Source organism: Mycobacterium sp. (assembly GCF_049280035.1).
Lineage (GTDB): Bacteria > Actinomycetota > Actinomycetes > Mycobacteriales > Mycobacteriaceae > Mycobacterium.
Genome location: NZ_JBAPPI010000688.1, coordinates 1 through 11,915 on the forward strand (window position 1 = coordinate 1; position 11,915 = coordinate 11,915).

Here is an 11,915-nt window from a genome sequence, read left to right on the forward strand (position 1 = left end):
CGCTTCGATTGTCACGCCGACGCTGCCGGGGGCGTTCATCACCCAGGCCGACGGGTCGCTGAAGCTCAACACCGACTATTTCACGGCTGCCGAGCTGACCAATGCCAGCCCGCAGGTCGTCACTCTCACGATCAACCCGAACGCGGTGTGGAGCGACGGCACCCCGATCACTTGGGAAGACCTCAAAGCCGAGGTCGACGCGTGCAGCGGCCGCGACAAGCGCTACTTGATCGCCAGCAGAGCCGGCTTCGAACGGGTGAAGTCGGTGACCAGAGGCGTTGACGATCGCCAGGCGGTGATCACCTTCGCCCAGCCCTACGCGGAGTGGCGCGGGATGTTCGCCGGGGGCATGCAACCCCGCAGCATGACGGAGAACCCGGACGCCTTCAACAAGGGCCAACTCGACGCCCCCGGGCCGTCGGCCGGACCGTTCATCGTGTCCATGATCAACCGCAGCGCGCAGCGCATTGTGCTGACCCGCAATCCCCGCTGGTGGGGCCGCAAGCCGCGACTCAACTCCATCACGTTCCTGGTGCTCGACTCCACCGCCGTCATCCCCGCCCTACAAAACAACGCGATCGATGCTGCCGGCGTCGGCTCGCTGGACGATATGGTCACAGCCGAGCGAACCCCGGGAGTCGTGATCCGCAGCGCGCCGGCACCGACCTGGTATCACATGACCTTCAACGGCGCATCCGGATCCATCCTGTCTGACGACAAGCTGCGGCTGGCAATCTGCAAAGGGATTGACCGCCAAGCGATTGTCAATGTCGTTCAGCACGGCCTGACCAGTCATCCGGCGCCGCTGGACAATCACGTTTACGTCGTCGGCCAGGTGGGCTATCAAAACAACAGTGCGCCAGCAGCTTACAACCCTGACCAGGCCCGCAGAGACTTGGATGCGCAGGGCTGGAAGCTTAACGGGGCGGTGCGGGAAAAGGACGGTAAGCAGCTCGTCGTCCGTGACGTGCTTTACGACTCGCCGGCCGCCCGGCAGATCGCCCTGGTTGCCCAACAGAACCTGGCACAGATCGGTGTCAAGCTGATGCTCGACGTCAAAGCCGGCAATGGTTTTTTCAACCAGTACGTGAGCGTCGGCGACTTCGACATCGTGCAATTCGGATGGGTGGGTAACGCTTTCCCGCTGTCCGCACTGCCGCAGATTTACACCTCGGACGGTGAGGGCAACTTCGGCAGGATCGGTAATGCCAGCATTGACGCCAAGATCGATCAGACGCTGTCGGAGCTCGACGAGAATGCGGCGCGCGATCTCGCTAACCAGGTCGACACGATGATCTGGCGGGAAGGCTTCAACCTGCCGCTGTTCCAGTCGCCCGGCGACATCGCGGTGCGCACCAGCCTGGCCAACTTCGGCGCGCCCGGGCTGGCTGACGTGGATTACACCGCGATCGGATTCATGCGCTGAGGTAACTGACCGCCGGGATCGCTATGCGCACAACTCGATACGTTGTGCGCCCTTGACGCCGTCGTATCGAGTTGGCGTACAGGTCAATACAATTACCTGTCCGCGCTCGCCCAGTGTGTCGAAAACTTCTGCCATCTTGGCCAACCGTTCCGGATCGGTGAAGCCGAGTGCATCATCGATCAGAATCGGGACGGCGTCCTCTTTGGCGACCAGCGCTGCTCCGGCCAGTCGTGCCAGGATGCCGAGTTGCTCTTTCGCCCCGCCCGACAGCGATTCATAGGGCACGGTGCAACCGTCGACAGTGCGGTTGAGGATGCACAGGTCGGTGTCGATGTCGACCTCGAAACTGGGGCCGAAGACGGGACGCCCGAGTCGCCGCAACTCGGCACGGAACGGCTCGACGTAGCGCAGCCGCGTGGTGTCGCGGTGGCGGACCATCACCGTCCGCAGCAACTCGACAGCGCGTGCCCGGCAACCAACCCGGGCATGCTCGCTTCGCGCGTGTTCGCGCGCAGCTTCGGCGGCATCGAGCTTGCCCTTGCGCCCCTCGGTGCCGAATAGGGTCAGCTCCACGCTGATCTCGTGCAACGTGTGGGCGATATCGTCGTGGCGGGTTTGCAATGCCGCGGCCGCCTCGGTGGCGTCAACCAGTTCGGCGGCTACAGCGTCGGGTGCTGCGGCGGCTACCTGTTCGGACAATTCGGCGACTCGGCCTGCTGCCGCTTGCGCCGCTCCCAGATCCTTGGCGGCGTTGGCCTCCAGTGCTTCGTCGGTGGCGACTGCGCGCTGCTGGGTCAGCCGGTCAGCGACCGCGGCCAGCTCGGCACGTTGAGTAGTGAGTTTGTCGTTTGAAAGAGTTGCTTGCGTTGATGTTTCGGTGAGTTTAGCCGCGGCGGCAGCCGCGACCTTGCGGTGCGTCTCGAGGTCTGCGCCCGCTTTGACACGGGCCGCGTCGGCCTCTTCGAGCTCGGCACGGGCGGCGGTGGCATCCATTGCGATGTCGCCGGCGTATGGCTCCTGGGCGCGCAACTCAGCCAGCCTGTCGCGCAACTGCTCGGCCTCGTCGTCGCCGCACAACGCCACCAGGGTCGCGGCCGTCTGGTCGCGGCGGTTCAGCAGTTCACGGCGGCGCTGATCGGTGCTTCGCGCCGCGGCCACGTCAGCGACCTGCGCCGCCGCCAGTACGGCCGCCAGGTTTTGTTGCGCTGCAGCGTATTCGGCCTGAATATCGAGGGCCGTCGTGCCCGGAGTGAACCGCGCGGTCAGGATACCGGGAACCTCGATTTCGGTGGCGCCGCCCGCAGTAGTCGACCAGCTCTGGCCCGCGGGCAGCGACACGCGTTGGTCACCCACGACGAGTTCGATGTCGGTGGCCGCGACGAATTCCACCGTCGCCGACACCAACGCGAGCTGGCCCTCGACTCGTTCGACGGCTGCGGCGGCGCGCTCGATCTGTTGGAAAAGGTTGTCGGTCAGGGCAATTATCGACAGCTCATCGGAGATCAGGTCACGGTCACGTTGGGTAGCGTCGATTTTGGTAAGCCGGGCTGCCAACTTCTCGACCTCGTCGCGGTGCGCCACCTCGTCGACTATGCGCCGGGCGGCCTCGGCTCGCTGCTGGGCGGCGGCAAGCAGCTGGTCGGCCTCCTCCACCACGGCACCGGCCGCCACGGTGACTTCTTGAGCCGTCGCCTGGGCTTCGGTGGCCTCTCGCGCTGCGGCTTCCAGGGTCGCGACTGTCGCTGCGCGCGTGTCGGTTTCGGTGCGTAGCCGTAGCCGCTCGGTCTGCGCGCCTTTCGATGCTGTGCTGGTCGCGGCGGCGGCAGCAGCGATCAACTCGGCTTCTTTTACCTGTTCGCTGAGCTGCGCAATTTTGCCGGCGGCGGCTTGGGCGGCGGTCTGCCGGACCGCGGCTGCCTGCTGAAGCGGCGACAAGTCGGCCAGCTCGGCGCTCAATGCGGCGTGCCGATGTACGCGGTCGTCGACCTCGGCGACGGCCGCGGCGCATCGCTGTACTTCCTCTTCGGCGCCGTGTAGCGCGGCGATGGCCGCAGACCACTCTCCGGTGGCGCGACCGGTCGGGGTGAAATAGCGGCCGTACTCGGCGTCGATCCGCTCGACCAGCACCGGCTCAGTGCCCGACAGCGTGGCGGTGTCGCCCGCCGCGATATCGAGCGCCCGGGTCAACGCGTCGCAACCCGAGAGATCCACCGCCGCCGTCGCCGCCGCCTGCAACACTCGTTGGGCATGCCAGAGCTCGGTGTCGACGGTCTCGGCCAGCATGGCCTGTACCCGGTCGTGCGCTTCGTCGCCGCTGTGCTGTTCGCGGCGTGGCTCCAGGACCGTCAGCTGCGTCTCAGACTTCTTGTGAAAGCGCTTGTGATACACGAAACGGTAAGGGCCGGTGCTGATTTCGGCGGTAACTTCGGATCCGACGTCGGCGTGGGTCGGCTTGACCTGCTTGACTTCTTTTTTCGTCGAACGGTCCTTGGATTCCAGCAGCAGGTCCAGCGCCTCGATCATCGAGGACTTACCGATTTCGTTGGCGCCAGACACCACGACCACGCCGTGGTCGGGGAATTCGATCTCGCGGCGGTCGATACCGCGGTAATTCTCCAGGACCAGCCGGTGCAACTTCATGCCGCACCTCGACCGCGATCGGTCAGCCGCAACAGCAGCGCCAGCGCTGCCTGTGCGTCGCCGGCGATCTCGGGCTCCCCGGTGCGCGCCGTTTCGACCAGTTCCTCGACTGCCGCGGCAGCGAACCCGCCGATGCCGAGGTCGGTGAACTCGCCGTCGGCCGGGATGACCGCCAGATCGCTGTGGCTATCCCACACCCGCAGCGACGCGAACAGCCGCGAGTATTTGTCCAGGCAGGCATCCAGCGCGGCCCGGTCGGTGACCGTCAGCGAACCAATCAGGGCCAGCCGCAGCACCGTTCGGTCTTTGTCAGGCATCAGATCGAGGTTCAGATCCAAGTCGGCGATATCGCGGCTGTTGTCGACGTGACGGCTCAGGGTGCTAAACCGCCAGCGACCGACCTTTGGGGCCTCGACGATCACGGGCCGCTGCGGATCCGTCTCGTCGATATCGACGACCAGCACATGGCCGGGGTCGGGTTCGACGTCGTCGTAGTTGGTGACCTCCGGCGAACCGGAGTACCACGCCCGTCCGCTGCTACCGACTTCGGTCACCGAATGTTTGTCGCCCAGCGCGACATAGTGCACCGCGTCGCGGGCCAACGCGTCCTCCAGGCCGGCGAGCCGGATCAGCGAGGGCTTGGTGGGATCGGGGTCGAGCACGTCGACGCCGCCGTGGGCGACCAGGACCCGGGTGATCCCGTTGGCCGGCAGGCCTTCAAGATCCCTGAGCACGTCGGCAACGAGGTCGGCCGTCGGCGCTTTGGATCGCCATGGCGCAGCGACGATCTGCAGGCCGGGCCGAACCTCGTGGACGCCGGGCCGGTCGAGCACCTTGACGTTGGTTGGGCATTCGGCTTTGAAGAGGGCACTGGTGTACACCGAAGACGCGTCCAGCGGGTCGTGGTTGCCGGGCAGCAGGTAGACCGGAATCTTTATGGCGCGCATGGCTTCCAGCGACTGACTGATCACCTGCGGAGCCAGCTGGTTGTGTTCGAAGACGTCACCGGCCACCATGACGAACTCGGCATCGACCTCCGCTGCCAGCGAACCCAGACCGGCCACTGCGTCGCGGCGCGCCGCCGAATACCGCGGCTGCGCTTCGCCCGCGAGAAAGTGACGGGTCATGCCGAGTTGCCAGTCGGCGGTGTGCACGAATCGCATTGCGATCCCGTCCCTTCTGCTTCACGTCCGCCCGGTCTGCAACCGGGCACCGCGAGTGTAGGACTCGGCGCCGACAAGTCTCGGGACGTCGATCGGCAGGTCGAACGTTGACCAGCGCGGGTCACCTCATCGACAACCACAAGTCACATCAGCCACAACAGTCCCGCGGAGGCAACAGGCGATACCCGTTGTGCCCGCCTATCAGCGACAGCGCTGCCGGTAACCTCGATCGAGTGAGCCAGCAAGACCGCACCCTGGTCCTATTAAGGCATGCGAAGTCGGCCTATCCCGAAGGGGTCCCAGACCACGACCGGCCACTTGCACCCCGCGGGCAGCGCGAAGCCGAGCTGGCCGGCGACTGGCTGCGGGCCAACCTGCATCCAATCGACGCCGTGCTCTGCTCGACAGCGACTCGGGCCCGGGAAACCTTGGCACACACGGCCATCGACGCACCGGTTCGCTACATCGACCGACTCTATGAAGCCGTGCCCGGAACTGTGGTCGACGAGATCACCCGCGTCGGTGACGACGTCGGCGTGCTGCTCGTCGTTGCACACGAGCCGACGATGACACAGGTGGCGCTGGGCTTGGCCGGTGCCAATAGCTCCAACGCCGATGCTGCCGAACGCATCTCGACGAAGTTCCCGACCTCGGCGATGGCGGTACTACGGCTCACCCGCAGCTGGAATGACGTCGAACTCGGTTCCGCTGAGCTAGTCGATTTCCACGTGCCGCGTTAAGTTGAGTCGAAGTCTACGTCTTGCACTTCGTCCGGTCGCCCTCGCGCTCGGCGGCGCCGTCGCTCACCATGAGGTCGATCGAGGCTTTGATCTTGGCGTCGAGACTTTGCCGCAACTGATCCATCGCGAAGTCCGCCGAGCCGGCGAGATAGCCGACGGCGAGATCCTCAAGATTTGAGGCCATGCCATTGAGCGATTTCGCTAGGTCGGGTGGGGTCGCAGGTTCTTGGGCCACGCGGTCTCGCAGGAACGCGCCACCGCTATAGAACGCCAGCCGTGCGGCAGTCGCCACCGAAAGCGCGCCGATCGGCCCGCCGTCGGGCGGGTTCTTCAGGCGAGCATTCCTGACCACCTCGTGATCGACGAGTATGAACGTCTCACAAATGTGCTTTTTCGCGTCTTTGACTTGTTGGTCGGTATAGGTCGGCGCGGACGATGCGCTCTTGTGCGGGTAGAACCAGCCCACTACCGCAACGGCCGTGGCGATCACGGCAAGCAGCAAGGCCGCCAGTGTGAGCCACCGCGACCACTTCGACGCATGTGGGGCTGAAGAAGAATTTTTGGCTTCTGCCCCGGGCGAAGGCTCAACGGCCGGTGCTGGGGCGTCAGACTCGGGCGAAGGTTCAGCGGAGGATTCAATTTCATGCGCCGCGGAGGTTGGCTCTGTGGGAGACGTCTCAGACATTGGTCGATGGTATCGTCCACACCTGATGGCGGGTAGCTTTGGGGGTCGTTCGGCGTCGCCGGCTCATTAAGCCCAAGTGCGACAGTCATTCTCGCGCGTGGCGCCGGACAGGAAGCGCGTTGAGATCGGCACAAAACCCGGCCATCCCGGCGCGGTTTCCGAGCGGACAGCCACCCGGCCGGTGCCGCGATAGTTAGCGACGCAAGAAACCGCACGTCGTCGCAACGATTTTGCTGGTCAAAGCCTTATCGACCGTGCATCGGAAAACTCTCGCACTGCAGCAACGGTTTCACGGAGCCATTAGGAGTTCGTGGAAAGCGTCAACTCCATGAGCTTGATGGCCTGCGCGCACGCGTCGATACCAGGCGCCTGCGGGTTGACCCACCACCCGACCACGCCCGCGGCGTCGCTGGCGACGCCGCACGAGCCGTTGGGGTCGTTCGGCCTCATCACAATCGACGCCACACCGGAGATCGACCGGTTTTCGATCTGATACTTCAGGTTCTGGGCGACCTTGCGTTCGTTGTCGAGGCTGCCTTGCTCGAACCAGAACCGGGTGATATCGATCAGGCCGCCCGGGTTGGCCGCCTGCCACCGGCATATCGCGCCGACGAAGGTGCTTTGGATGTCCTGAGGGTCAGCGCCTACCGTCTTGGCCAGCACGTCGGTGGTGAGCACCTCACATTCCTTTTGCAGGTTCGGGTACTGCTGCTCGGAGTTGTTATTGCGCGGCTCATCGCCCATGCCCGCTTTTTGCGCGGTGCCGGCCACCGACCTCGTGCAGCCGGTCAGTAGGGACACCGCAGTGGCCATGACTGCCACGCCGACGAGGACCCGATCACGCACGGTGCCTCTCATTTCGAGTTCTCAATCGACTGACGGGCCAGCTCTTTGGCGACGTTGCACGCATCGGGGAACGGCTTCTGGCTGAAGTTCACCGACCATTCGATGAAGTCGTCGGCGAACTGGATGCCGACCTCGCACAGCGAGTCGCCCAACGTCGGATCGTTGCCGACGGCGACGAAGCCGCCGTGGCCGTCGATGTTGATGTCCTCCACGCTCGACCGCGACAACTCCTCGGTCTTGCGTTCCCGGCCGATCGGGCTCCCGCGATACCAGGAGAAGGAGAAATGCGGGCCGAGAATGCCGCCGCCCGCGAGCCACTGGCAGCCCACCGAATTCTTGGCGGTGTTGACCAGCCCAGTCACCTCCGTCAGCTTGGTTACCGTCTCGTCGCCTATGCCGCCGCACTGCGGGAAGAACGGACCGTGGTTCCCCTGCCCCGACGCCGGCCCCGTCGACTGCGTCGACGGGGAGTGGTTCGAGCCGGAATCGGAGCACGCGGCCACCGCGGGAATCAAGGTCGCTGCCGCCAGGGCCAGCGCCGCCATGTTGCGCCGCACGGCTACGCGCGCCTTCTGCTGATCACAGGATGCACTGTAGCGGCAGCACCTTGAGTCAACCATTGCACACGCGGTGACCTGTACTTTCTTATCCACCAGCGGGCCTCGTAGCCGTGCCGATGTGCAACAGTTACCAAATGCTCCTGGCACTGCTGCGCCAGTACGTCCGGCCGTATCGAAGGCTGGTGGCGGCGGTGATGACGCTGCAGTTGGTGAGCACCCTGGCTTCGCTGTACCTGCCGACAGTGAATGCCACGATCATCGACGACGGCATCGCCAAGGGCGACACCGCCACGATCGTGCGGCTCGGCATGGTGATGTTCGCGGTCACCGCGCTGCAGGTGGTGTGCGCGGTCGGCGCGGTTTACTTCGGCTCTCGGACCGGGATGGGGTTCGGCCGCGATCTCCGCTCAGCGATGTTCCATCAAGTCACCACGTTCTCCGAGCATGAGACCGCCCGGTTCGGCGCGCCGTCGCTGCTGATCCGCACCACCAACGACGTTCGGCAGATCCAATTCCTGGTGCAGATGACCTGCACGGTGCTGGTCACCGCTCCGATTATGTGTGTCGGCGGAGTCATCATGGCCATCCACCAGGACGCTGGACTGTCCTGGCTGCTGGTGGTCAGCGTGCCGGTGTTGGTCGTGGCCAACTACTGGATCATCGCCCATACAATGCCGATCTTCCGCAGCATGCAGAGGTTGATCGACAACATCAACCGGGTGATGCGCGAGCAGCTGTCCGGTGTTCGGGTGATCCGGGCGTTCGCCCGCGAGCCCTTCGAACGTCGACGGTTCGGCGAGGCCAACCTCACGCTGGCGAACACCACGCTGAGCGCGGGCAATTGGCAGGCGTTGATGCTGCCGGTGACCACCTTGACCATCAACTGCTCGAGCGTGGCGCTGATCTGGTTCGGCGGCCTGCGCATCGACAGCGGTCGGATGCAGGTCGGATCCCTGATCGCGTTTCTCGTTTACTTCACGCAGATCCTGATGGCGGTGTTGCTGGCGACGATGACGGTGATGGTGTTGCCGCGTGCCGCGGTGTGTGCGGAACGGATCACCGAGGTGTTGTCGCTCACGCCGGCAGTGATCAGCCCGCAGAATCCGCTGCGGCCAGCCACCGGCATGCGAGGTGTGGTTCGCCTCGACGGCGCGACATTTCGCTATCCCGGCGCGGATCGCGCTGTGCTGCAGGATGTCTCGCTGACCGCGTTACCCGGAACCACCACCGCTATCGTCGGTAGCACCGGTTCCGGCAAGTCGACGTTGGTGTCGCTGATCTGCCGGTTGTACGACGTGACATCCGGAGCCGTCCTCGTCGACGGTGTCGACGTGCGCGACCACGATATCGAAGAGCTGTGGTCAGAAATCGGGTTGGTGCCGCAGCGCGGCTACCTGTTCTCCGGGACCGTCGCCAACAATTTGCGTATCGGTGCGGCCCCGGGGCACGAAGTAACCGAGGACGAGATGTGGGACGCGCTGCGGGTGGCGGATGCCGACGAATTCGTCCGAGCACACGATGACGGGCTGCAGATGCGGGTCGCTCAGGGCGGTATCAATTTCTCCGGCGGGCAGCGGCAGCGGCTGGCGATCGCGCGGGCGGTGATCCGCCGTCCGGCGATCTACCTGTTCGACGACGCGTTTTCCGCGCTCGATGTGCACACCGATGTGCGGGTCCGCGCCGCTTTGGCCGAGATCGCCGCCGATGCGACGGTGATCGTTGTGGCGCAACGCATCTCGACCATTATCCAAGCCGATCAGGTGGTCGTCGTCGACGACGGGCGGGTGATCGGTACAGGTACGCACGAATCGCTGCTGGCGGAGTGCCCGACCTATCGGGAATTCGCCGAGTCGCAGTCGATGGACTCTCACGTGGGAGGGCAACGGTGAGCGCGGCGACGGGCACTGCCCAATACCCGAATCAGCGCTCCCGCGACTTCAAAGGGTCGGCCGTCCGCCTGGTGAAGCGCTTGGCGCCGCAACGGCGGACGGCCGTCGCGGTGATCGTCTTGGGCATCGCCGGAACGGTCATTGGCGTGGTGGTTCCGCGCATCCTCGGCCATGCCACCGACCTGCTGTTCAGCGGTGTGCTGGGCCGCCAGCTGCCCGCCGGTATCACCAAGGCTCAGGCTGTCGCGGCGGCGCGGGCTCATGGCAACAACACCTTCGCCGACCTGTTGTCCGGGATGAATGTGGTCCCAGGTCGAGGTGTTGACTTTGCCGCGGTCGCCCACACCCTGACACTGGCTCTCGTGATGTATGTTGTCGCAGCGCTGTTGATTTGGGCACAGGCCCGGCTACTGAACGTCACCGTCCGGCGGACGCTGCAGGCGCTGCGCGGCGATGTCGAGGACAAGCTGCACCGGCTGCCGCTGGCCTACTTCGATTCCCGGCAACGGGGCGAGGTCCTCAGCCGAGTCACCAACGACATCGACAACCTCCAGACGTCGCTGTCGATGACGATCACCCAGCTGCTGTCCGCGGTCCTGACGGTGGTGACGGTGTTGGCGATGATGCTGACCATCTCGCCGCTGCTGACCGGGATCACCTTGCTGACCGTGCCGCTGGCGTTGGTCGCGACTCGAGCGATTGCCCAACGCTCACAACGACTATTCGTCGCGCAGTGGACCAACACCGGCCGGCTGAACGCCCACATCGAAGAGACCTACAGCGGTTTCACCGTGGTGCGGACGTTCGGCCAAAGTGCGGCGGCCGAAGGCGAGTTCCGTCGGCTCAACGACGACGTGTACCAAGCCAGTTTCGGTGCGCAGTTCATCTCCGGTCTGGTGTCGCCGGCGACTGGGTTCATCGGCAACCTCAGCTACGTCGCGGTGGCGGTGGTGGGTGGAGTGCAGGTGGCCACCGGTCAGATCACAGTCGGCAGCATCCAGGCGTTCATCCAATACGTCCGCCAGTTCAACGCGCCGATGAACCAGGTCGCCTCGATGTACAACACCCTGCAGTCCGGGGTGGCCAGCGCCGAGCGGGTTTTCGACTTGCTAGACGAGCCAGAAGAGTCACCGGACCGCGAAGCATTACTGCCCTCGCCCAACGGTGAAGGGCCAACCGGGCGGGTGGAATTCGACCATGTCAGCTTCGGCTATCGCCCCGGCACCCCGGTGATCGACGATCTCTCCTTTACCGCCGAACCGGGCAGCACGGTGGCAATCGTCGGACCGACCGGGGTGGGCAAGACCACGCTGGTGAACTTGCTGATGCGCTTCTACGACGTCGACTCCGGCCGGATCCTGGTCGACGACATCGACATCACCACGATTAGCCGGCATTCGCTGCGATCCCGCATCGGCATGGTGCTGCAAGACACCTGGCTCTTCGGTGGAACGATCGCCGAGAACATCGCCTACGGTCGACCGGACGCCAGCGACGACGACGTGATCGAGGCGGCCAAGGCCGCGTACGTCGACCGGTTCGTGCACACGCTGCCCGACGGGTACCAGACCCGGGTCAATGACGCCGGTAGCAACATCAGCGCCGGCGAGAAGCAGTTGATCACCATTGCGCGGGCATTTCTTGCCCGGCCGCAGCTGTTGATCCTCGACGAGGCGACCAGTTCGGTGGACACCCGCACCGAGCTGCTGATAGCCAAGGCCACCCATGAGCTTCGTCGTGATCGGACGAGTTTTATTATTGCGCATCGTCTTTCGACGATCCGGGACGCTGATGTGATCCTGGTGATGCAGGCGGGCAAGATCGTCGAGCGGGGCAACCACAGCGAGCTGCTGGCCCGACGGGGTACCTACTACGCGATGACTCGGGCCTAATTACCACCCGTCACACCCGCACCGGCACCGGACCATGTGATGGTGCTCAGAAACGACGACGCATGCGATATCAC

9 protein-coding genes are annotated in these 11,915 nt (G+C 64.7%); 4 read left to right on the forward strand and 5 right to left on the reverse strand.

The window, feature by feature from the left end; translation table 11 throughout:
* The coding region (locus tag WAN71_RS22015; RefSeq protein ID WP_422227360.1) for an ABC transporter family substrate-binding protein at positions 1–1,426 on the forward strand (1,426 nt) is incomplete at its 5' end.
* 21 nt (positions 1,427–1,447) lie between these two features.
* On the opposite strand, the gene WAN71_RS22020 is transcribed toward WAN71_RS22015, so the two are convergent.
* Complete coding sequence (locus tag WAN71_RS22020; protein ID WP_422227361.1) at positions 1,448–4,066, reverse strand: AAA family ATPase; 2,619 nt, start codon at positions 4,064–4,066, stop codon at positions 1,448–1,450.
* A complete protein-coding gene (locus WAN71_RS22025; protein ID WP_422227362.1) occupies positions 4,063–5,229 on the reverse strand; it encodes a metallophosphoesterase family protein in 1,167 nt (388 codons plus the stop codon). Before WAN71_RS22025 ends, WAN71_RS22020 begins: the two co-directional genes overlap by 4 nt.
* A gap of 233 nt (positions 5,230–5,462) precedes the next feature.
* Here WAN71_RS22025 and WAN71_RS22030 point away from each other — a divergent pair, with 233 nt between their 5' ends.
* A complete protein-coding gene (locus WAN71_RS22030; protein ID WP_422227363.1) occupies positions 5,463–5,969 on the forward strand; it encodes a SixA phosphatase family protein in 507 nt (168 codons plus the stop codon).
* Positions 5,970–5,982: 13 nt separating this feature from the next.
* Here the strand turns inward: WAN71_RS22030 and WAN71_RS22035 are convergent, their stop codons facing one another.
* From WAN71_RS22035 to WAN71_RS22045, 3 genes are all read right to left on the reverse strand, one after another.
* Positions 5,983–6,471, reverse strand: coding sequence for a hypothetical protein (locus tag WAN71_RS22035; RefSeq protein ID WP_422227364.1), 489 nt, complete (start codon positions 6,469–6,471; stop codon positions 5,983–5,985).
* Positions 6,472–6,954: 483 nt separating this feature from the next.
* Positions 6,955–7,512 (reverse strand): DUF3558 domain-containing protein, encoded by a 558-nt coding sequence (locus WAN71_RS22040; protein ID WP_422227365.1) that lies wholly within the window; start codon positions 7,510–7,512, stop codon positions 6,955–6,957.
* Positions 7,509–8,045: a DUF3558 domain-containing protein gene (locus tag WAN71_RS22045; protein WP_422227368.1), complete on the reverse strand. Its 537-nt coding sequence runs from the start codon at positions 8,043–8,045 to the stop codon at positions 7,509–7,511. Before WAN71_RS22045 ends, WAN71_RS22040 begins: the two co-directional genes overlap by 4 nt.
* 149 nt (positions 8,046–8,194) lie before the next feature.
* On the opposite strand from WAN71_RS22045, the gene WAN71_RS22050 reads away from it, so the two are divergent.
* Positions 8,195–9,949, forward strand: a complete 1,755-nt coding sequence (locus tag WAN71_RS22050) for an ABC transporter ATP-binding protein (protein WP_422227366.1) — start codon at positions 8,195–8,197, stop codon at positions 9,947–9,949.
* Positions 9,946–11,841, forward strand: coding sequence for an ABC transporter ATP-binding protein (locus WAN71_RS22055; RefSeq protein ID WP_422227367.1), 1,896 nt, complete (start codon positions 9,946–9,948; stop codon positions 11,839–11,841). Before WAN71_RS22050 ends, WAN71_RS22055 begins: the two co-directional genes overlap by 4 nt.
* The last annotated feature ends 74 nt before the right edge of the window (positions 11,842–11,915 follow it).

Coding starts and splice junctions, on each gene's coding strand:
- WAN71_RS22020 (WP_422227361.1), bottom strand. CDS start 4,066: ATGAAGTTGCACCGGCTGGTCCTGGAGAATTACCGCGGTATCGACCGC.
- WAN71_RS22025 (WP_422227362.1), bottom strand. CDS start 5,229: ATGCGATTCGTGCACACCGCCGACTGGCAACTCGGCATGACCCGTCAC.
- WAN71_RS22040 (WP_422227365.1), bottom strand. CDS start 7,512: ATGAGAGGCACCGTGCGTGATCGGGTCCTCGTCGGCGTGGCAGTCATG.
- WAN71_RS22045 (WP_422227368.1), bottom strand. CDS start 8,045: ATGGCGGCGCTGGCCCTGGCGGCAGCGACCTTGATTCCCGCGGTGGCC.
- WAN71_RS22050 (WP_422227366.1), top strand. CDS start 8,195: ATGCTCCTGGCACTGCTGCGCCAGTACGTCCGGCCGTATCGAAGGCTG.